The sequence below is a fragment of the Bifidobacterium sp. LH_512 genome (assembly GCF_056356435.1).
Genome location: NZ_JBKEUE010000001.1, coordinates 1,180,361 through 1,203,357 on the forward strand (window position 1 = coordinate 1,180,361; position 22,997 = coordinate 1,203,357).

Annotated in this window: 16 protein-coding genes; 3 read left to right on the forward strand and 13 right to left on the reverse strand. The window is 58.6% G+C overall.

The window, feature by feature from the left end; all coding sequences use genetic code 11:
- The first annotated feature begins 124 nt into the window (after positions 1-124).
- Positions 125-964 carry a Bax inhibitor-1 family protein gene (locus AC1AWD_RS05095; RefSeq protein WP_476564230.1) on the forward strand — a complete coding sequence of 280 codons (840 nt, stop codon included), beginning with the start codon at positions 125-127 and terminating at the stop codon, positions 962-964.
- Between the two features lie 169 nt (positions 965-1,133).
- Here AC1AWD_RS05095 and AC1AWD_RS05100 read toward each other — a convergent pair whose 3' ends face one another.
- Positions 1,134-1,931, reverse strand: a complete 798-nt coding sequence (locus AC1AWD_RS05100; protein WP_476564611.1) for a DUF5067 domain-containing protein — start codon at positions 1,929-1,931, stop codon at positions 1,134-1,136.
- A gap of 406 nt (positions 1,932-2,337) precedes the next feature.
- Here AC1AWD_RS05100 and AC1AWD_RS05105 point away from each other — a divergent pair, with 406 nt between their 5' ends.
- The gene (locus tag AC1AWD_RS05105; protein WP_476564612.1) at positions 2,338-3,756 is read left to right on the forward strand and encodes a sensor histidine kinase; all 1,419 of its coding nucleotides are present in this window, start codon (positions 2,338-2,340) and stop codon (positions 3,754-3,756) included.
- A 10-nt stretch (positions 3,757-3,766) separates the two neighbouring features.
- On the forward strand, positions 3,767-4,450 hold the full coding sequence (locus AC1AWD_RS05110) for a response regulator transcription factor (RefSeq protein WP_476564232.1): 684 nt from the start codon (positions 3,767-3,769) through the stop codon (positions 4,448-4,450).
- 4 nt (positions 4,451-4,454) lie between these two features.
- Here AC1AWD_RS05110 and AC1AWD_RS05115 read toward each other — a convergent pair whose 3' ends face one another.
- From AC1AWD_RS05115 to AC1AWD_RS05170, 12 genes are all read right to left on the reverse strand, one after another.
- Entirely contained in the window at positions 4,455-6,563 is a 2,109-nt protein-coding gene (locus AC1AWD_RS05115; protein WP_476564234.1) for a GmrSD restriction endonuclease domain-containing protein, read from the reverse strand.
- A gap of 141 nt (positions 6,564-6,704) precedes the next feature.
- Positions 6,705-9,407 (reverse strand): aconitate hydratase AcnA, encoded by a 2,703-nt coding sequence (acnA, locus tag AC1AWD_RS05120; RefSeq protein WP_476564236.1) that lies wholly within the window; start codon positions 9,405-9,407, stop codon positions 6,705-6,707.
- A gap of 120 nt (positions 9,408-9,527) precedes the next feature.
- Positions 9,528-12,038: an HAD-IC family P-type ATPase gene (locus tag AC1AWD_RS05125; RefSeq protein WP_476564614.1), complete on the reverse strand. Its 2,511-nt coding sequence runs from the start codon at positions 12,036-12,038 to the stop codon at positions 9,528-9,530.
- Positions 12,039-12,112: 74 nt separating this feature from the next.
- Positions 12,113-12,682: a sugar ABC transporter substrate-binding protein gene (locus AC1AWD_RS05130; RefSeq protein ID WP_476564238.1), complete on the reverse strand. Its 570-nt coding sequence runs from the start codon at positions 12,680-12,682 to the stop codon at positions 12,113-12,115.
- Positions 12,679-13,947, reverse strand: coding sequence for a class I SAM-dependent RNA methyltransferase (locus AC1AWD_RS05135; RefSeq protein WP_476564239.1), 1,269 nt, complete (start codon positions 13,945-13,947; stop codon positions 12,679-12,681). Before AC1AWD_RS05135 ends, AC1AWD_RS05130 begins: the two co-directional genes overlap by 4 nt.
- Entirely contained in the window at positions 13,947-14,669 is a 723-nt protein-coding gene (locus tag AC1AWD_RS05140; protein WP_476564241.1) for a DUF3159 domain-containing protein, read from the reverse strand. Before AC1AWD_RS05140 ends, AC1AWD_RS05135 begins: the two co-directional genes overlap by 1 nt.
- Before the next feature lie 3 nt (positions 14,670-14,672).
- Positions 14,673-15,512 carry a DUF3710 domain-containing protein gene (locus AC1AWD_RS05145; protein ID WP_476564243.1) on the reverse strand — a complete coding sequence of 280 codons (840 nt, stop codon included), beginning with the start codon at positions 15,510-15,512 and terminating at the stop codon, positions 14,673-14,675.
- Positions 15,513-15,613: 101 nt separating this feature from the next.
- Positions 15,614-16,474: an exodeoxyribonuclease III gene (locus AC1AWD_RS05150; protein WP_476564245.1), complete on the reverse strand. Its 861-nt coding sequence runs from the start codon at positions 16,472-16,474 to the stop codon at positions 15,614-15,616.
- A gap of 180 nt (positions 16,475-16,654) precedes the next feature.
- Positions 16,655-18,436 (reverse strand): ABC transporter family substrate-binding protein, encoded by a 1,782-nt coding sequence (locus AC1AWD_RS05155; protein ID WP_476564246.1) that lies wholly within the window; start codon positions 18,434-18,436, stop codon positions 16,655-16,657.
- 296 nt (positions 18,437-18,732) lie between these two features.
- Entirely contained in the window at positions 18,733-20,943 is a 2,211-nt protein-coding gene (locus AC1AWD_RS05160) for a dipeptide ABC transporter ATP-binding protein (RefSeq protein WP_476564248.1), read from the reverse strand.
- Between the two features lie 17 nt (positions 20,944-20,960).
- Complete coding sequence (locus tag AC1AWD_RS05165; RefSeq protein WP_476564250.1) at positions 20,961-21,917, reverse strand: ABC transporter permease; 957 nt, start codon at positions 21,915-21,917, stop codon at positions 20,961-20,963.
- 19 nt (positions 21,918-21,936) lie between these two features.
- Positions 21,937-22,920, reverse strand: a complete 984-nt coding sequence (locus AC1AWD_RS05170) for an ABC transporter permease (RefSeq protein WP_476564252.1) — start codon at positions 22,918-22,920, stop codon at positions 21,937-21,939.
- Between the last annotated feature and the right edge of the window lie 77 nt (positions 22,921-22,997).

A 22,997-nucleotide genomic window follows, 5' to 3' on the forward strand; every position in this document is an offset into this window, starting at 1 on the left:
AAGGCGTCAACGCCGTGACGATATGACGCCTACAGCATAGAAACCAGGTTCTTTCAACCGTTTACCAGCTTCCATCGAATACGATGGAATAACGAACCGGCCCGCCGGACGATAAGGAGCAATCATGACATTCGGTCAACAGCCCCAGGGCAACAACGGCCCCGGCAATGGCTTCAGCAACAATCCATACCAGTACAATGCGCAGCAGCCGTACGGCCAGTTCCAGCAGGCCGGCCAGTACGGCTACGCCACGGCCGCACCGGTTATCGACGCGCAGGCCGCCTACGCCTATGAGAAGGCCCAACGTGTATCAGTCACCAAAGCATACGGCGAAATGACGCTCGGCCTGCTGCTGACCGCCGTCGTGGCGATCGCGACGCAGGTCAGCGGCCTATACATCACGTTCCTGCAGACCACCGGCATCCTCGGCGTGTGGGGCCTGGCCATCATCCAGATCGTGCTGGCCGTCATGCTGAGCGCCCGCATTCACAAGATCAGCGTCGGCACCGCACGCCTGATGTTCTACGTGTATGCGGCGTTGATGGGTGTGACGTTGAGCACGATTTTCATTGCCTACGATCTGGGTACGGTCGGCATCGCGCTGGCCTTGTGCGCAGGCTTCTTCTTCGCACTGACCATGTTCGGCATGACCACGAAAATCGACATGCTCAAGGCCGGCCCGATTCTTATGATCGGTCTGATCGTGCTGATCATCGCGCAGGTCATTCTGATGATCTTCTTCCCCGGCGATACGTCGCTGATGATGATTTCCGCACTTGGCCTGATCCTGTTCGCCGGCATGACGATTCACGACGCGCAGTTCACGCGCGCCACCTTCCAGCAGTATGCCTCCGCAGGCCCTGACATGATCAAGAAGGTTTCGATCATCTGCGCATTGAACCTGTATCTCGACTTCGTCAACATGTTCCTGTATCTGCTGCAGCTGCTTGGCAACCGCGAATAATGCAGGCGAATCGAACGGCGGCATAATTCACGAGGATAGCTGCAATAAGAAGGCGGCCTGGCAGGTGTTTCAATCACCTGTCAGGCCGCCTTCTTATCCGCCTTGAACTGATTGCATCTGCGATCGCGTTATCGCATATCACACATCACGATGCACGTCACACTATTCGTCACAGGGTGAAGGTGTGGCTCACTTTCGCGTCATCGAATGAAATCAACGCCGTCACTTCCACATCAACCGGCGAATCATCCTTCAACACGTAGCCGATGGTCACTGTCCCCGTGGCGCCTGGCTGTAATTCAGCCAGCGACGAATTCACATCATAACCGGCGGGATTGCTGGAATAGACCGCCGTATCCAACTGCTGCCCGTTCTGGAACACCGATTCGTCGAGCACGGCGAAGAACGACGTGTTCTGATCGGAATTGTTCGTCCACGTGTACGTCACCAGAACGGTGGGATTGCCTTCGTAATCGTTGTCGCTGCGAGCCGCGGATACGATGGCGACATGCGTGTTTTCGAGATCGCCTTCCATATCCTGCACACCGGCGGCGTCCGTGGAGGCGTCCGTAGAAGCGTCAGAGGAAGAGGCATCGGAAGAAGCACCGCCATCCTGCGTATCAGTGCTGGTGCCGTCATCCTGCTGGCTGACCGCATTGCCGTTCACTGCCTCGTCGATGGCGTCGACCGTGGCCTGCTGCATCGCCAGCGTGATCACAATGGACAGCACCGACAGCACCGCCGCCACGACGGCGAGCGCCTTGCCATGCTTTTTGCCGCGGAAGGTGCCGATAATGGCGATAACGGCGAGGATGACACCGATGAATCCCAGAATGGCGGCGAAATTGTTGATGATCGGAATGAAGCTCAGCAGTAATGCGAGCGCGCCGAATACGACGCCGAGAATGCCACATACCGTGGTGCGCGTCGGCTTCGACGCGGAAATCTGGGCTGGAGCCTGCATCATCGCCGGATTCTGCGCCGGTTGCAGGGGCTGCTGCGGTGTCTCTCCGTTATTCATATTGTTTGGCATGGTCATGATGTTCTTCTTTCTCCATAGTCAATTGCATGCACCTGTTCAGGGCATCGTTCGGGACATGCCTGGCGCGCGCGGTTTGGCCGGTGCAGCGCCCTGCTTCGACTGTATGAAAAACGTTCTCGTGCCGACAGTGGACGAACGGCCATGCCTGTTTGCCCAATCGGGCAGACTCGTCGCAATGATTCCGCCCCGTCGAACAATGGCGGCAAGAGCGGCGGCGACAATAATGGGATGTATGAATGTTGACGAATCCCGTATGCCCAAGTCCGGCGAGACGCCGCCATCCGGTGTTGTGGAAGTGCCGGTGACGACACGACGTTGGTGCACGCTTCTTATGGTGCCGTGCGCCAGTTTCATGTCGCTGGCGCAGCTGTCGTTTCGCGCGCAGACCATAACGGATCACACCTCATACCAGTACATATGGATGGTGTTCGGCACATTCGTGGCAATACTGTCGGGTTTGCTGCTGCTTCGCCGTAATGAGTATCCGCTGGCGATGTTTTTGGCTTCGGTGTCGCTCACCATACTGTTCCCGTTTGATTCGTTGCTGGTGTTGATGGCGATGACTTCGCTGCTGGCAAGGCGCACAGGAAGGAACATGACGCCGGCAGTCATCGTCATCGGCACCGCGACCACGCTGCTTTCCCAGATTCGCGACGCGCTGCAGCCTGCCGGAGCATCGCTATGGCATGCGATTTTCGCCGTCCCTAATACAGGCGGACAGGGCGAACCGTCTTTGACGATGATGGCGGGAGAGCCGACCATTGTAATCACCGCGATAATCACATCATTGGCGATGTCGCTGATCGCCGTGCTGCTCGGTTTGCATATTCGTTCGCGCGCGACTTTGCGCACAGCCAATGCCAAAGCCGACGCCGCCGTCGATCAGGCGACGAAAATGCAGGATGATCTGAATAATCAGCAGTTGGCTGATGCGATTGCCGCAGAAGCGCATGATACGTTGGCCCATTCGCTGTCATTGCTGGCGTTGAATGCGAGCGCCTTGCAGGCGGAAGCATCGAAATTGGCTGCCTCCACTGATGATGACGCCGCCGATGCGCAGGCATTGCATGATAATGCGCAATCGATTGCGACGACTGCGCGCGATATTCGCCAGCAGGCGGCGGGTGCATTGGATGAGGCGCACAGCATCATCGATATGCTGCGTCATCCGGAACAGGCGCGTGTGCAATTGGCGCCGTCCGACGGGACGTCGCTGACGCGGGATTCATTGGATGCGTTGATCGGCGACGCGCGCGCCGCCGGCATGCGTATTGACACGTGGATTGATATTCAGCAATTAAGCGCCCTCAACGAACATGTCGGCAAAGTCGCATATCGCAGCATTCAGGAAGGGCTGACCAATGCGCGACGCCATGCGCAGGACGCGCCCGTATCATTGCAGGTCGATGCGACGCCCGCACATGGAGTGCATATTCATATCAGCAATCCTTGCGTATCGCACGAAATGCGCATTCATCCCGTGGCCCTGTCAAACGACGATGCCGCAGCCGAGAACACCGGCAATGCTGCGCGCGGTAATGATACGTCTCACACCGAAAATACGGCCGAACAGCGCAATCATCATACCGGCGGCAGCGGCCTCAAAGGCGTCGCCGAACGTGTGCAGCGTCTTCAAGGCATATGCCGATACGGCTTCGATGACCGGCAGACATTCCATCTTGATGTGAGACTGCCATGGCTGAACGCCTTCAACGGAACGGATACGCCAAAACCGACGGCGAACAGCTAGAATGAATCGAGTGCCGCAAGAGAGAACCACACCGATAACCGTCAGCATCGTCGATGACGATCCAATGATCTGTCAGGCGATGCGTCTGATTCTCACCGATTATTCTTCAAGGCGCATCACCGTATCATCGACATCCACGAATGCGCAGGATGCCGTGACCGCGGCAGCGAACGAACGGCCGGATGTGGTGCTGATGGATATCGCCATGCCGGAAGTGGACGGCGTTGAAGCGACAAGACTGCTACGGGCGCTCCCCCACCCGCCTCATGTGATGATCCTGACTTCGCTAAGCCCCGGCAACACCGTGCAACGCGCGGTCGAAGCAGGCGTTGAAGGGTTCGTATCGAAAACGGATGCGCCGGAAGACATCATCCACCGCATCATCGGCGTATGCGAGGGGCGACCACAGTTCAATCCGTCAAGCCAACGTCAGCTCATCGGCGATCTCAACGCGCAGCAGCCGCAATCGCGACGCGATGAAGCACGCGCCATGCTGGACGCGCTGCCCGAACGCGAACGCGAAGCGGTGCTGCTTGCCGCCGAAGGCTATACGAACGCGGAGATAGCGCAGCGCATGTTCATTTCCGAACGCACCGCGAAAGCGCATCTTTCCAGCGCCGCGGACAAGCTTTCCATGGGCCGCGTGCAAATGGCCCGCCTGGTCGAACGTGCCGACCTGCCGCCACGACTATAACCAGTCAGGCGTTTTTCAGTCGGTAGGCTTTCCAGACGTCGCTGAGCTTCTGGCCGTTGGACGTACGCTTCCACACGTTCAGACCGGCGTTGGAGCCGCCGATCGCACGTGCCGCAGCAGTCGGAGACGCATATTCGCTACCGTCATCCAGACGAAGACGTCCCTCCGCCGTTACCGTCACGTGCCATCGCTCGCCTTTGCGCGGACGCTCCCACACCAGCGTCTCCCCTGGAATCAGCAATCCGGCCTTCAACACCTGCGCAATCGTCACGCGCTTGGAATTCGGCGACTTCGACTTGACACGCTGCGTCAAATGCTCTTCGCTCAACGTCGACAAATCAACATGTTCGGCGTCATAGCGAATATTCCAATATTCCGCGATCAAACGCACCGTTTCATCCTGACGCCACTGCAATGTTTCCGGCGTCATCTCGGCGATATCAGCCAATTGCGCGGTCAAGGGGAAACTGCGTGAACTACTGGAAAGCAGCATCCGTTCCCGACGTTGCGTATAAGCCGACAACTTATCCAACTGATTCTCATTGGCCTGACTCAATACAAGATTGCCGATGCGGTCAGACCAGTAATCGCGTACATTCTCCGGCCATGCGGCGAACGCGGAATCAGCCTTCACCTTCTGCGGAAGAATCGGCAGAGCATTCAGACTGCGCGGACGCGTAATACGATGTCCGGCCTGCTGTTCGTTCGCACGAATCAGCAGCAGACGCTTCAAGCCTGGCGTGGCCTGCAATTCACCGCGCAGATGCGCGAGAGCTCCCCGGCGGTCATCGTCACCGATATGCAAACCATTCACCTGCGCCAAGGTCAGGCCTTTGTCGAAATCTCGAATGGCGCTGGCCACACGTGTGCGACGCTGCAACGAGCCCTGCCTGTTCAACGTGTCGATGCCTGTGACGCGTTCCAGAGCGGTAAGAATATCGTTCAGACGATCCACATCATGCAGATCCATCGGATAGCCGGATTCGCCGCGATGTTTCGCATTGCGCGATTGGGCGCCGGGCTTGGAAAACACCATGACATCGGGATCGCCCAGATTACGAATTGAATGGACCAGCGCCCACATGGCCACCGGCTTCCAATCCTCGCTCTGATAATCGTTCAATGCGACGAGTCGGCCAATGGTCTCATCAGGCAGCCCCGTGTCGGAGGGACGTTCAAGAATGCGCCACGCATTCGCATACGGCGCCAGTACTTCGTCGATGAAAGCAATGACGTTCTGCTTGGCGAAATACGGCTTCAACACGTCTTTTTCGAATTCGACCAGCAGCTGCGAACAGGCGATGCGATGAGACACGATCAGATGCAGGCTGGCGAAGAATGTTTCCATACGCTGAGGATCGTCGCCGAGCGGATCCATGATATCGTCCCACCGCGAAGCATATGCGGTGCGGGCTGCCGGCGACAAGGCGGCCATCGATTTCGCTTTGAACACGTCGGACGCCGTCAATGGCACACCTCGCATATTCATCACATCGAAAATGCGATGTGCGCCGGCTAAATCGTCGGTGACGACGATGACCAGCATCACATTATTGACCAGATATGATGCAAAATTGCGACGTTCGTCTTCGCTCATGCGGGCGATTTCATCATATGTCTGTCGTGTGTTGACGGCGATGTTACGCTGCGCATTGGTTTCGATATCGGAATCGCGAAGATCGAACAGGCCTTCCAAATCACCTTCCTGCACATATTCGCGGAAGAATTCCACGTCCCGGTCACGCAAGCGCAGACGAGGTTCGGCGGTGATGCCGCGCAGCTTGTCTCCGGGCTCCAAGATCAGTTCGTTCAGCAGACGCACCAATTCCGGATCGTCTTCCAACTCGCGCAATACGGCGATGACGATCGACAGCGAAATCAGACGCTGCTGGCCGTCGATGACCTGATAGCGTGTGTCGCCATCGTGTACAAGAATCAGAGACCCCAGAAAATATGGGACTTCAGGCGTCACACAAGCGTCCTGAATATCAGCGACAAGCTGCAGAATGTTTTCGGACTGCCAAGTGTAGGCACGTTGAAATGAGGGAATCATAAAACGATAATCCGACGTCAGCACCTTCCCCAATGGCTTTTCCGATGCGCTGATTGCCATGCCCTGTCCCTTCGTCGGATTTCAGATGTTTGCGCAAGCCCGAGCACACTCGAACATGCGAAAGCCGGACCGCCCTTCTCAGTGTAGGTCATGAAAGGCAGCCCGGCTTGGAATTATTCCGCCAATATTATCGTGGCGACGTCACTTCATGAGATTGCGCAGGACGTATTGCAGGATGCCGCCGTTGCGGTAGTAGTCCGCTTCGCCGGGGGTGTCGATGCGCACGACGGCGTCGAATTCCACCGTACTGCCATCCCCGCGGGCGGCGGTGACGTGCACGGTTTTCGGCGTCTCGCCGGCATTAAGCGTTTCGATGCCTGCGATGTCGTAGGTTTCCGTGCCGTCGAGGCCCAGCGACGTGTAGGATTCGCCCGCCGGGAACTGCAATGGCAGCACGCCCATGCCGATCAGGTTCGAACGGTGGATGCGTTCGAAGCTTTCGGTGATGACGGCCTTGACGCCCAGCATCGCCGTGCCCTTCGCGGCCCAGTCGCGAGACGAACCGGTGCCGTATTCCTTGCCGGCCAGTACGACCAGCGGCACATCATGCTCGATGTAGTCGCGGGAGGCGTCGTAGATCGTCGTCGGCTGTTCGGCGAGGAAATCGTAGGTGAAGCCGCCGGGCGTAATCTCCTCACCGACGGAGGCAAGCAGCTGGTTGCGCAGGCGGATGTTGCCGAAGGTGCCACGCACCATGATTTCATGGTTGCCACGACGCGAACCGTAGGAGTTGAAGTTCTTCTGTTCGACGCCGCGCTCGGTCAGATATTTGCCCGCCGGGCTGGACGCCTTGAATGCGCCGGCCGGGGAAATATGGTCGGTGGTGACCGAGTCGCCCAGCAATGCGAGCACGCGGGCGCCGGCGATGTCCTGCACCGGGGCCGGTTCGGCGCTCATGCCGTCGAAGAAGGTCTGACGGCGCACATACGTGGACGCCTCATCCCATGCGAACAGTTCGCCGGTCGGCACGTCAAGGCCACGCCAACGATGGTCGCCGTCGAATACGGAAGCGTAATCCTTCAAAAACATGTCGCGGTTGACGGTGCCGTTCACCACGGCTTCGACCTCATCATTGGTGGGCCAGATGTCCTTCAGGAACACGTCGTTGCCGTCCGCATCCTTGCCGAGCGGCTGGGTTTCGAAATCGAAATCCATGGTGCCGGCGAGCGCGTAGGCGATGACCAACGGCGGCGAGGCCAGATAGTTCATCTTGACGTCCGGGCTGATGCGGCCTTCGAAGTTGCGGTTGCCGGACAGAACCGCGGTGACGGTCATGTCATTGGCGTTGATCGCTTCGGAGATTTCCGGCAGCAGCGGGCCGGAGTTGCCGATGCAGGTGGCGCAGCCGAAGCCGACCAGCTGGTAGCCGAGCGCGTCAAGATCATCCTGCAGGCCGGCGGCCTTCAGATAGTCGGCGACGACCTGGGAGCCCGGAGCGAGCGAGGTTTTGACCCACGGCTTAGGCTTCAGGCCTTTGGCTACGGCGTTGCGGGCGATCAGACCGGCGGCGATCATGACGGATGGGTTCGACGTGTTCGTGCAGCTGGTGATGCTGGCGATGGCCACGTCGCCGTTCTTCAGGTCGAAGTCGCCGCGGAAGCCGGTGGAGACGACGACCGGTTCGGTTGTGGTGGATTCCGTGGTGTAAGCCGGCAGGGTTTCCTCGAACATCTGCTTGGCCCGGCTCAGTTCGATGCGGTCCTGCGGACGCTTCGGGCCGGCGATGGACGGCTTGACCGTGCCCAGATCGAGCTCCAGGTATTCGGAATAGCTCGGTTCGACGTAATCCGAGTCGGAGGCGTCGCCCCACAGGCCGTTGGCCTTCGCGTACGCTTCGACCAGCGCTATCTGTTCGTCGGAGCGACCGGTCAGGCGCAGATAATCCAATGTGACGTTGTCGATCGGGAAAATACCGCAGGTGGAGCCGAATTCCGGGCTCATGTTGCCGATGGTGGCACGGTTGGCCAGCGGCACGGAGGCAATGCCTTCGCCGTAGAATTCCACGAACTTGCCGACGACGCCATGCTTGCGTAGCATGTCGGTGATGGTCAGCACCACGTCGGTTGCGGTGACGCCTTCGGGAATGGAACCGGTGAGTTTGAAGCCGACGACGCGTGGCACGAGCATGGAGATCGGCTGTCCCAACATGGCGGCCTCGGCTTCGATGCCGCCCACGCCCCAGCCGAGTACGCCCAGACCGTTGACGGTGGTGGTGTGCGAGTCGGTGCCGACGCAGGAATCAAGATATGCCAGCGGCGTGGTTTCGCCCGCCTCATCCTTCGTCATCACGACTTTGGCCAGGTATTCGATGTTGACCTGGTGGATGATGCCCGTTCCCGGCGGCACGACGCGGAAGTTGTCGAAGGCCTGCTGGCCCCAACGCAGGAACTGGTAGCGTTCGCCGTTGCGCTGGTATTCGATGTCCATGTTCTTCTCAAGCGCGTCGGCGATGCCGTAACGGTCGATCTGCACGGAATGGTCGATGATCATGTCGGATTGGACTTGCGGATTGATGACCTTCGGGTCGCCGCCCAACGCTTTGACGGCGTCGCGCATGGTGGCCAGGTCGACCACGCATGGCACACCGGTGAAATCCTGCATGACGACGCGAGATGGGGTGAACTGAATCTCATGGCTCGGCTGCGCCGCGGGATCCCAGTCAAGCAGTGCGCGCACATGATCATCGGTGATGTTGGCGCCATCAATATTGCGAATCAGATTTTCAACCAGCACCTTCAACGAATACGGCAGGTGTTCAATGCCGGGCAGGCCTGCGATTGCATAGTAACGATAGTCCTTGCCGGCAGCGTTCAACACCGCCAGTCGGTCGTCGCGCATGGACATGCTGCTCCCTTCCAAGCTTAAAGACGGACAATACCGTGACATTATCCGTCGCCAACGTTACCCGTTTGCAAAGAGGCCTCTGGCGTGTCTGTTTGTCATGTGAGATACTGCCCCGCGCCTTTAGCGGCCTGCCCGACGATTCATCCATTCCTCGACGCGGTCGGTGACGGCATGAACCGCCTTCGGCAATGCGATGACGCAGGCCGCGAACACGATCGCGGAAATCACCAGCGCCGCCGCCGTGGCCTGGAGCACACGCCCGCTCGGAACCTGCAGCGCGAAGAAGTTCGCGACGAACGGAATGAACATGCCGATGATGCCGGCGGCCGCAAACACCGCCACCAATGCGCCACGCCAGGAGTGCAACGGCGTGGCGACGCGTGCCAGCACGAATACGCCAAGCACAAACAGCACAATGGCCACGGTGGAGCGCAGGTCAAGCAGATCGGCATCCGAATCGAACACATTCCAATCCATCACCACGGGCAACAGCCATGCCGTAAGCAACGTCGACACTGCGACCGCAATGCCGCCGGGCAGCGCAAAACGGACGACGCGTTTCAGGAATCCCGGAATATAGCGGCGTGTATTCGGTGCAAGAGCCAGCACGAACGCCGGCACGCCGATGGTCAAAGCGCCGACATAAGTGATATGCCGAGGCAGATATGGGTATGGGATCTGCGCCAATACCACGCCGAGCGAAATCAGCGCAGAATATACGGTTTTGGTCAGGAACAGGCTGGCGACGCGTTCCATATTCGCCATGACCTGGCGCCCACGAGCCATCACGTCCGGCAGGTGGGAGAATTTCGAATCGACCAGCACCACTTGGGATACGGCTTTGGTGGCCGGTGCGGCGTTGCCCATGGCGATGCCCAGATCGGCTTCTTTGATGGCCAGCGAATCGTTGACGCCGTCGCCGGTCATGGCGACGACATGGCTGCCCAGATGCAGTGCGTCGACGATCGCCTTTTTCTGTTCGGGCAACACGCGACCCAGCACGTCGACGTGTTCCAAGGTTTCCGCCAATTCGACGACGCCTTCCGGAAGCTCGCGCGCATCCATGATGCGCGGCTCGCGTTCGCCGGTTAATGCGACTTTGCGCGCGATTGCGCCAACGGTGACGGGATTGTCGCCGGAAATCACGCGGCAGCGCACGCCTTGTTCGCGGAACCATGCCAGCGTGTCCTTGGCATCAGCGCGGATTCGTTCGGCGCACAGCACCAGCGCGATCGGCGTAGCTTCACCCGGCAGAATGGGATCGTCGCCGAAACGTGTAACGTCTCCGGATTGTATTATGCCCGCCTGTTCAAGCGTGCAGTGCACGACCAGCAGCACGCGGTTGCCGGTTTCGGCATATTCGTTGACATGATTGAGCAGTACGGCGTGCTCGCCTTGCAATGCCGCCAGCATCACTTCGGGCGCCCCCATATACCAGACCGCGTCGTCGGCGATGATGGCGCTCCATTTACGGGCCGAAGAAAACGGGATACGTGCCTGCACCTTGCCGGGGCCGAAGCCGTGGTCGCGCAGACCTTCCAGTATCGCCGCCCCTGTCGTATTCGGCCGTGCCTCGTTGGCCAGATCATACAGCGCCTGTTTGGCGGCGCGTTCCGTTTCGACGGCGTCGTCGCTGGGAGTGTCAGCAGTATCGGTGAGGATGACGACATCGGTCAATGCGATGCCGCCGTCGGTGATGGTACCGGTTTTATCAAGATTCAAACAATCGACGCGGGCCAGAGTTTCAACGGATTCCAATTCCTGCACCAGCGTGTTCTTGCGCGCGAGCCGGATCGCCGCCAGCGCGAAATTCAACGAAGTAAGCAGCACCAGGCCTTCCGGAATCATGCCGACCACGCCGGACACGGCGGAAACGACGGCCTGCCGCCATTGGCCGGTTTCGATGGCGTACGTCCAACCGCCAACCGTATGCATTTGCGACAGGATCAGCAGAACGCACAGCGGCACGACCAGCATCGTCATGAATTTAAGAATCGTATTGATGCCCTTGTTCAGGTCGGAAACGGTTTTCTTATACACCTTCGCCTGTGCGGTCAGGGTGGCCGCATAACTATGCTCGCCGACTGCGGTGACGCGGACGAACGCCATGCCGGATACCGCGGTGGATCCGGAATATATGGTTTCGCCTTCTTTATGGCGTACCGTGCGGGATTCGCCGGTGAGCATCGACTCATCCAATTCCAATCCCCAGGTTGCAATGATCTGCGCATCCACGGGGACCTGTTCCCCGGCGCGGATCCACATCAAGTCGTCAATTACAATATCGCTGCCAGGAATTTCGATATCGCGGCCTTCGCGTCGGACCAGGAATGAGGAGGCCACCAGAATCGACAGCTTGTCAAGCGTTCGTTTCGCTTTCAGTTCGGTGACGATGCCGATGCCTGTGTTGATGATGACGACGAAACCGAATACCGAATCCCTCCATGATCCGGTCAGAAGAACAAGCAGCATCGCGCCGAGAATGATGCCGTTGAATAACGTGAATACGTTTTCACGGACGATATCCGCCAGCGAACGCGACGAGGAATCCTTCATATGATTGGTCTGACCTGCTTCGACGCGGGCGCTCACTTCATTGTCGCGCAACCCGTATTGTGCCATCTTCGGCATTGATGTCGCCGTTTCGCTTGTTCCCATATGCACAGCCTACCGTCATTATCCGCGTTATCGAACGATATCTGCGATTATTCGCGCATAGTGGATACCGTGATGTTTCGGTCATGCGGGTCGTCGTCGGCGACAGTCATCATCGCCTCGACGATCGGTGTCGCTTCCGATGACTGATTGTCAATGGTCAGCGTCGCCGCATACAGCAGTTCGTTGTCCGGTGAAGATACGGGATCAAGCAGTATGACGGGGACACCGGCTTCACGCGCGGCCTGCAGCGCACCATCCCATCCTTGCATATCCTGCGATGCGTCAATGGCGGTGATGACAATGACGTCGGATTGGCGATGCGCCAAATCCTTGACGCCTTGCTGCGCGGCGGCGTCAGCATCATTGACGTCAATCACAGGCACATAGAGCGGTTTCAATCCGGCTTTTTCGCATGCCGCAAGGATGCTGCGATCCATATCGGTCTGTTCGGAGCCGATCAGCCCGACGATTGCATCGCCATAATCAAGACCGTCGTGAACGATCGCGTCGGCCTCATCCTGCGTATCCCCTACGGCTTTGCCGACAGGCATGCAGGATGAGGCCGCGATCAGCATTCCCGTCGTCAGCAGCACCGCCGACGCACGACGTATGTTCATCGCTGCGTCTTTCTGAACAGGGCGACCGTCTCCACATGATGTGTCATCGGGTAGATGTCGAAGGCTCGCACGTCCTTGACTTCGTATCCAAGCGAGCACAACGTGCCGGTATCACGTGCGAGGCTGGCCGGATCGCAGGCGACATACACAATCGAATATGCGCCGGCTTCAGCGATTTGACGGCACGCTTTGGCACGGGCGCCCGCACGAGGCGGGTCCAATACGACGACATCCGGATGCGCCAGATCGTTGCGCACGTTCATCAGTACCTTCGACACGTCGCCGACGCGCGCATCGACATTGTCCAAGTTCAAGCGACGCAGGTTCTTCACCGCATTCGCCACGGCGATGCGTCCACCTTCCACGCTGAGCATACGCACGCGCTCAGCCGCTTGCGTGGCCAACGGCAAGGTAAACAGGCCGGAACCGGAATATAAATCCCACACACAAGCGTTGTTCAGACCATCCAATTCGCCTTGCACCAGGGAAAGCACGTGATTCGGCAATACGAGCGGCGCCTGACGATGCATCTGCCAGAAGCCCGCGGGGTCGACGTTGTATTCGTATTCGCGTTCCCCCACGGTAACGCGTTCGACCAGCAAATCACTGCCTGCGCACAGTTCGCCGTCGACCAGCATCGCATAATTGCCACCCACTTCGTGGGCCTCGTCACGCGGTTCCGGAACGGACAAACGAATCTGGGAACCGGGAGTGAACCCGCCATCCCACACATGTTCACGTTCGGCAACGCTCAGCAACGCCTCGCTGGCCAGCGGCATCGTATCAATCGGCACGCGCATGTGGGAGCCACGGCGGCGCATGGACGGGCGGCCTTCATCGTCGACGATCATTTCGATACGAGTACGCCAATGCAGGCCATTGGTCTCAATATCGCCAGGCATGCGTTCAATGGGCACATCTACATCGACATGTCCCAAACGCTGCAACTGCTCGTAAACAATGATCGACTTCCACTTGAGCTGGCCTTCAAGGCTGACATGCACCAAGTCGGCACCGCCGACTCCGCCGCCGGCAGCCAGGGGACCGGCCAACGGCCATGCCGGTGTCACACGGTCTTCGCTGGCCTCGATGACTTCGACCACTTCGCCGGTCCAGAAACGGTCTTCACGATCATGCGGTTCATCCAGAACAATGCGTACCAATTCACCCGGCAACGCGAAACGCACGAATACCACACGCCCGTCGATATGGCCGACGCATCGGCCTTGGTCGGCGTAGCGTTCAATCCGAATGGTCGCTTCCATTATTCGCTCTCCTCCACGCGGGCCTCCTGCTGCTTATGCCTATGCAACGGTGTGGCGATGATCAGATAGGACGTCCAAATGGCCAAAGCCCAAAATGGAATGCCCATCAGCAGTCGTGCGGTTCCCAGCCAGCCGACCTGATCGGTCAGATACAGCGGCACTTGTATCAGCAGTCGTAGCGAAAAAACGCCGATCCACAGACCGGTGACAATCTGATAGGCGCGATACAACGCATGGTCGGACCGCCAACCGTTCAGCCATGCCCGGAAATGTTCCGTAGGCATCGTGCGCAGGAATTCGACCACGAATCCCAAGCCCGGCACGCGCACTGGCAATGATAGCGACAGCAGCACAATGTAGGAGGCATTGGTCAGAAAACCGAACATGTAGTAATTGCGAGCCTCATGGCTCTGCCATGCCCACACCAGACATATGCCGACGGCGATCAGGCCGCTTAACGCGCCCATCAGCGATTGACGTTGCAGCAGACGTATGATTACCTGCACGAAAGCCAGCACAGCCGATACGATAACGGTCAGCTTTACGTTGGAGGTGATGACGAACATCACCACGAACAGTACGCCCGGCAGCATCGATTCAATGATGCCGCGCGGGCCTCCTATCGCTTCGATGATGGAAAAATCGTCCTCCGACCCGGCGCTGGTCAATGCGCCCAATCCGGTGCGTTTCGTCGGCGATGTCGATTGCGTTGACGGTGCCATCGATTAGCGTATCTCGGAGAACATCGGGCCACGCGACAGCGTGGTCCTGACCTCGGTCTGCTGGTCGGAATCGAATGGCCCCTTCGGCTTGTCCGGAATCTCCATGGTGCCATCGCCACTGGCCTCCTGCTGTGCGGCAGCTTCGGCCATGGCCTTGCGCTGTGCGGGGGCAACCGGCGGATGCATCGGAATCAGGTCACGCGGAGCCAGCGGCTCCTCACCACGCTCCACCACGATGTCCGCGAAGAACTTGTTCAACGCTTCGGTTTCCGGATCGTCCGGCATCAAGGCGGCCTTGCCGGAGAAAATGCCACGGAGCATCCATCGAGGGCCGTCCACCCCCACGATACGTGTCATGACGGTGCGACCGCCTTTGACGGTGACCGGCAGCATCAGCTCGGTGCCGAATACGCCTTCACGCTCTTCGGCTTTGTCGCTGGCATCGCTCAGGTCGGTGCGAACATCATCCCACAGGCTCATCGTCTTCGGAGCTGCGAATGCTTCAATTTCAAGGCTGGAAGCGCCATAGGTGATGGTGGTACCCAACACTTGACGGGTGGCGCGGTTCGCTTTGACATGCAAGCCGATACCCTGCAGGAACGGAAGATAATAGGCGCCCATGTCGAGATACTCGTCGTAATCCGGAACCTTCTCGTCGTTTACATCCCACGGACCACGTTCGTCGCCGCGGTCTTCATACACAGCGCCAGTCTGCGGCAGTTGCGTTTCCTGCGCCGCTTCCTGACCGTCGGCGGCTGCAATGGCTTCGTCAACCTGTTTGGACTCTTCAACGACGGCGTCGCCGCTATGCTTCTTCTTTTTCCCGAATCCGAACAATCCCATGTTTCCTCGTTTCTGCGCGGTTGCAATCGTTGACTAGCCTAACACCTTCGCTTAATAACAGCTGGAAGGCACGTCACGGAACGTCACCGAATTGGTATCGCTCACACATCGTATTCGATGGTCAGCGGCGCATGGTCCGACCATCTTGCATCATATGAGGGCGCCTTGTCGATGATGAATCCGCGCGCGCTTTCCGCCAATTCCGGTGTAGCGAACTGGTAGTCGATGCGCCAGCCCGTGTTGTTGTCGAAGGCACGTCCGCGCTGGCTCCACCACGTATACGGACCCTGGATGTCACCGGCGAGATTGCGCATGACATCCACGAATTCGTATTCGCCCAGCCAACGGTCGATATAGGCGCGTTCCTCGGGCAGGAAGCCGGCGCTTTTTTCATTGGATTTCGCGTTCTTGATGTCGAGCGGCGTATGTGCGATGTTGAAGTCGCCGCAGAGCAGCGCTTGGCGCCCACCATTGGCCGCTTCGTCGCGAAGCTGCCCCATACGCACGAACATGGTGTCGAGGAAACGGTATTTTTGTTCCATTTTTACCGGATCGTCGACGTTGCCGGCATGGACGTACACGCAGGCGATGGTAACGAGATAGCCTTGCGGCGTGCGCACGTCCGCTTCGATCCAACGGCCGGAGTCGACGTCCTCCTCCAACCCCGGAAGGCCGTAGCGGCGTTCTTCAATGGCCAGGTCGGACAGCAAAGCCACGCCCGCGCGGCCTTTGACACGGCAGACCTCGTTCAAGGAATCCAATTCATCGGGAGCCGCGATTTTGCCAGCGGTGACGTATTCGAAGGCCAGCTCACCGATGATGGGATCGATCTCGTTCTGCGGCGCACGCACTTCCTGCATGCACCACACGTCCGGCGTCCTGACGCCGACCCATGCTGATATTCCCTTGCGTTTTGCGGCTCGGATGCCGTTGACGTTCGATGTGGTGATGGTGATGCTCATGTCGTATGAGACTACCAGCGGCCCGATACCGTATACGTGCGCATTTCGCGCGATGATTGCGGCGCATATAGGAAGCAGGAATGTGCGGCATGCGCAGACGGAACAAGAAAAGACCCGCCGCCTTGTAGGCGACGGGTCTTGAAGGAAGATTATTCAGCCGTTACCAGGTAACGAACGAACTCACTTCTCCCAGCCGATGTTCTCGGAGTGGACCGGGATGCCGGTACGGCTGGACTCACCGGAATAGCCTGCCGGGCCGATGTTGGCCAAGCCTTCCTTGGCTGCATAGGTCAGCACGCCGTTGCTGATCGGAATCTGGGCGTAGAACTCCATGTATTCCTTCTCGGCTTCATTGAACAGCTTGATGGCTTCGGTGGTGTCGGCGGTCTTGGTGACGGTCTTCAGCTTCTCGTCGATGTCGGAGGAGCCGATGTAGGCGAAGTTGGAGCTGGAGTCAGAGCCGTACAGCTGGTAGGAACTGGAGGAGTAGCCGAACGGATCGGTGGCGCCCCAGCCGAGGCCGATGATGTCCCAGTTGCCGGAGGTGACGGTATTGGAGAATTCGCTGGAAGCCTTGATGTCGATGTCGACCTTGATGCCGGCGTCCTTGGCCATCTTCTGCATGGCCTGGGCGCTTGCCTTGGTGCGGGCGGAATCGGAGAAGGCGGTGTACGTCAGCTCGGCGGTCTTGCCGTCCTTCTGATAGTAGCCGTCATCGCCCATGGTATAGCCGGCGTCCTCGAGCGTCTTCTTGGCGTTCTCGGTGGAGTAGCCGGAATCCTCGGGCATGTTGTCCTCATAGCCGTCCTGGAACTGCGGCAGAATCACGGAGCCCGGAACGTCCTCTTCCCATTCGAGCCCATCGAAGCTCATCGAGGCGAGGGTGGAACGGTCAACGGCCTGGACCCAGGCCTTGCGCAACGCAAGGTCCTTGGCGTTCTCGGACTGGGTGTTGATGGTGTAGGTGGACACGCCGGTGTCGTAGGAACGACGGATATAAGCGCCGTCGACGGTCTTGGCGGTGGCCAGGTTATCGGCGTTCAAGCCGCCGACGGTGATGTCGATCTCGCCGTTCTTGAAGGCGTTGATCATAGCGGAGTCTTCCATCTGCTTGAGGCTGATCTGGTCGAGCAGCGGCTTATCACCCCACCAGTTGTCGTTCGGCACGAAGACAACTTCGGAATCGGACACGCTCTTGACGGTGTACGGGCCCGCGCCCCATTCGTCGGCGTGCGGGTCGTTCTGCCAGCCCTGGGTGAAGGTATCGGCGGTCTTCTGCATGTCGTTCTCGTCATATGCCATGGACGGGTACAGACGCTGGAAGATGGCCTGATACGGATAGACCTGCTCGGAGAAGGTCACGACGGCCTGCTTTTCGTTCTCGCCCTGTTCGACGCTGGCGATGGACTCGTAGCCGAAGGTGATGGCCGGGGTAAGCAGGTCGGATTCACCGCTGTTGACCTTCCACGTGGAATAGAAGTCCTTCCACGTGATCGGAGTGCCGTCATTCCAGGTGGCGTCCGGGTTGATGGTGTAGGTGATGACTTCCGGATCCTCGGAGGTCAGTTCCACGGAGGTCAGATAGTTCGGGTTCGGGGTGGCACTGCTGCCGTCGACAGCATAGTCCCACAGGAACGGCATGTACAGGTTCCACAGGCCGGACATGTACGTGGTGTTGCCGTTGGCGCTGAAACTGTTCCAATCCGGACCGATTTCGGAGATGGCCATGTTCAGGGTACCACCCTGCTTCAGGTTCTCGCGATCCTGAGGATTGTTGTAGGCCTTGTCCTTCTCCGGCATCGGCAGAGCGCCGGTGTAGCTGGTGGGAGTGCCTTCCTGAGGCTCGGTGGTGTAGGTGTTGTCGCTGGAGGCGGTATCGCTGCCGCCGCCACAGGCCGCAAGCGAAACGACCGCTGCGGCGGAGGCGATCAGCGCGATGGCCTTACGCATATTCATCTGCATATGGAATGCATTCCTCTCATATAGTCGGCACACGTCGTATGTGCCGGTCCTCTCCTGGTTGCCTAACGCAACTGAGCGCGAGTGTACACCGACCGTTCACGTTCACGCTGATTTTGTCCACATCGAGAAACAGCCGTTTTTTCACGGATTTCGCAGCACCCCCCACGGGTCGCGTTACATTCGCGTTACATTCGCGTTACATTCGCCTGCAAAAGCAGACGGCATTCCGAACGATACACAACAGGGGCTTGAATCGTTTCGATTCAAGCCCCTTACTGTCACTTATCGCATTTCCCTTAGAACGGTCTAGTGTCCTCGGTCACGTCGAGCGGGAAGTGGCAGGCGAACTCCGTGGGGTTCTGCGCATCCGAAACCAGCACAGGACGCTTTCCCTCGCACATCCTCTGCTGTTCGGCGCCCAACGTGAGCTTGACCGGACAACGAGAGGCGAAGCGACATCCCTCATGATGTTCGGCCGGACTCGGCAGATCACCCTTGAGAATGATGCGGTTACGCGTACGTTCGATACGCGGATCCGGCACCGGGATGGCGGACAGCAACGCCTGGGTGTACGGGTGGCGTGGATGGCTGAAGACATCTTCGGTTTCGCCGAGCTCGACAACCTGCCCCAGATACATGACCGCGACACGATCGGAAATGTGACGGATAACCGCCAGATCGTGCGCAACGAACAGGTAGGAGATCTTGAGCTTGGCCTGCAGATCCTCCAACAGGTTGATCACGCCGGCCTGAATCGACACATCGAGGGATGCGATCGGCTCATCGAGCAGCAATACCTTCGGATCGGTGGCCAAAGCACGAGCGATGGAAATACGCTGACGCTGGCCGCCGGAGAACTGCGACGGGAAACGATCGACATAGTCAGGGTTGATGCCGACCAGATTCATCAGTTCGGCGATGCGCTTGTTGATCTGTTCCTTACTCCACTTGTGGACCTTCAACGGCTCGGCGAGCACGTCATAGATGGTCATACGCGGGTCGAGCGAGCTCATGGGATCCTGGAAGATGATCTGCAGGTCCTTGCGCAGCGCCCTGCGTTCGGCTTTGCCTTTCATCTCGCCCAGATCATGGCCAAGCACGACGATCCTGCCGTCTTCCGGCTTCATCAGGTTCATGATCTCCATCAGCGTGGTGGACTTTCCGGAACCGGATTCACCCACCAAGGCCAAGGTTTCACCCTGACGAATCTTGAACGTGACGTCGTCGACGGCTACGACGCGGCCCACGGTACGATGGAACAGACCCTTGCCTGTCAGGGGGAAGGTCTTGCGCAGATGCTCGACCTCCAGCGTCACCGGGCGCTGGTCGCGCGGTACATCGGCCCATTCGGCGGGCAGCAGGTCCGGAACGGGGAACACGTCCGTATACTTCATGTTTTTGCTGATGATTTCGTCGAGACGACGGCAGGAAGCCAAATGGCCCTGCGTCTCATCAACCAACGACAGCTCCGGCTCAGCCATGGAGCATTCCGGGATCGCCAACGGGCAACGCGGAGAGAACGGGCAGCCTTTCGGAATATCAACCAACGACGGCGGATTGCCCTGAATCGGCACCAGACGCTGATTAGCCGCAATATGCGGCTTCGGAACAGCACCCAACAGACCCATCGTGTACGGCATCGACGGCTTTTCGAAAATATCGTCGATGCTGGCGCGTTCGACCGGACGGCCGGCATACATGACGAGAATATCATCGGCGGCACCTGCCACAACACCCAAGTCGTGGGTGATCAGCACGACGGCAGCACCGGTTTCCTTCTGGGCTTTGTCCAACACGTCGAGAATCTGGGCTTGGATGGTCACATCCAAAGCGGTGGTCGGTTCGTCGGCGATAATCACATCAGGCTCGTTGGCGATGGCGATGGCGATCATCACACGCTGACGCATGCCGCCGGAGAACTGGTGCGGGAAGCTATTCAGACGCTCTTCAGGCTGCGGAATGCCGACCAGTTCCAACAGTTCGACGCAACGGTCGTGAATCTGCTGCTTGGTCATATCCGGATGATGCGTGGTCAGACACTCGGCAATCTGATCGCCGATGCTGAACATTGGTGTCAGGGCGGATAACGGGTCCTGAAACACCATAGCGATGTTCTCACCACGGATGGTGCTCATCTCTTCATCGGAGCGGCCGACCAGCTCGACACCGTTCATCTTGATGGAGCCTTCGACCTTGGCGTTGTCATCAAGCAGGCCAATCAGGCTCAATGCGGTAACGGACTTACCGGAACCGGATTCGCCGACGATGCCGAGGGTACGGCCACGCCACAGGTCGAAGTTCACGCCGCGTACGGCACGGCAGACACCGGCTTCGGTGGCGAAGGAGACATGCAGGTCACGAACCTGCATAATCGGATCGCCCTGTGGGGCGCCTTTCGAGCCGTGGCCTTCCAGCAGTTCGTATTCCAGAATATCGTCACGCACGATTTCACCGCTGGCATGCGCGAGGATGCTTTCGGTGACCTTATTCTTGTTCTTCTTGCTCATAGTCGTCTTTCTGAACATCAGGCGGACACCTGTCCGCTTGCGGCGGAGTTTGGGTCGAGTGCGTCACGCAGACCGTCGCCGATCAGCTGCAGACTGAAAGTCAGCAGAATCAGGACGATGGACGGGAAGATAACGATCCACGGAGCCGTTTGCGTGGTGGTAGCGCCGGTCTGCAGGATGGAGCCGAGCGAAACGTCCGGCGGCTTGATGCCGACGCCAAGGTACGACAGTGCGGTTTCAGAAGCGATGGCGTTCACGATGCCAAGCACGGTGTTGACGATGATCATCGAAGCGAGGTTCGGAACGAGATGGCGGATGATGACCTTGAAGGAACCGACGCCCATGAAGCGCGCAGCCTTGATGTAATCGCGTTCACGCAACGACAAGGTCATGGTGCGGATGATTCGAGCATAACCGACCCAGCCGAAAGCGGCAAGGCCAATGACCAGCCAAATCCAGCCGGAGGCGGACTTAGCGGCACGTACGATCATGGCCACCAGCAGGAAGCTCGGGATGACCAGCAACGTATCGAGGATCCACATGCCGATGCGTTCAACCCAACCGCCGAAGAAAGCGATGGCGGTGCCATAAATGGCAGCGATCGTCATGATAATCAACGAGGTGAGCAGACCGATCAGCATGGATTTGCCCAAGCCATGGGAAACCATAGCGAACAGATCAAGGCCGCCTGGATCGGTGCCGAAGTAGTGGGATGCGCTCGGCGGATCGGAAATCGACAGAAAGTCAGGATCATCGTAGGACCACTTGGTCAGATTGCCGCCGAACAATGCGAACAGCAGCAGGATGGCGAACAGGACTACGCCGGCCACTGCGGACTTCTGACGGAAGAAGCGTCGTGCGATCAGCGTGCCGTAGCTCAGATGCTTGACTTCGCCGGATTCACCGTCGTTCGCATCCTGACGGATTTCATCAGCGATCTGAAGCGCCTCTGCATTGGTATTTGCGTCACTCAATGTGATATTCCCCTCTCACTCAGCTCATCTTGATGCGCGGATCGAGCCACGCGGAGAAGATGTCGGCCAGCAGCGCGCCGATCAGCGTGCAGGTGCCGCCGAACGCGGCGATGGCAACCGAGGCGTTAATGTCATTGTTGTTGATGGCTGTGATGAAGTACTTACCCATACCGTTGATGGCGAAAATCGATTCGGTGATGACCGCGCCGGTGAACACCGAGGAAATGGAGAAGGCCACGTTCACGCCGGTTGGGATCAGGGAAGCGCGCAACGCGTGACGGCGCACGGCCTGCTTGCGGGTCAGACCCTTCATACGTGCCGTGCGCACATAATCGGCGTGCATTTCGTCGAGCAGATAGGTGCGCTGCGTCAGATGGTAGCTCACCATGCCCAGCAATGTCAACGACAGCGTCGGCAGAATCAGATGCTGCAACGTGTCCCCCAGGGCCATCAGTATGTTACTGCCCTTGTAACTCGACAGACCGGTGACATAGAACAGGCGGAAGCCGAGCGCATCGTTGATGGAAATGGCGGTGAGTACGATGATCAGGGCCAGAACCGCGGACGGGATGACCAGGAACAGCGTGGCGGTGGCGCTGAAGAAGCGGTCCTGCCACTTGTACTGACGCTGTGCGGTGAAGATGCCCAAGGCCACGCCAAGCACGATGGAAAGAATGGTGGAGATGGTCACCAGTTGAATGGAGGCGAGGATTCGCGGGCCCAATGCGCCGTTGACGGAGTCCAGGGACGGAGACAGTCCCCAGTCCCACTTGGTGACGATACCGGTCAGCCAGTTCCAATAGCGAACGAAAATCGACGTATGGTCGTTGATGTTCGCCAGATCAAGCGTGCGCTCGATGGACGCCTGCGGCGGACGCGGAGTGCGAGACTCATAGTTCGAGCGAGGGCTCATGAACGCGGATGCCATGAAGTACGTGAATGAAATCGCTACAAACAGCATGACCACATAGTTCGCGAGGCGCTTGGCAATGAATTTCAGCATAGAGCCTTGGCCATCCTTCCTCCTTGTACCAGTGATGGTTGCGGTTGCTCTTACCGATATATGGTCGTTGCAAGCCG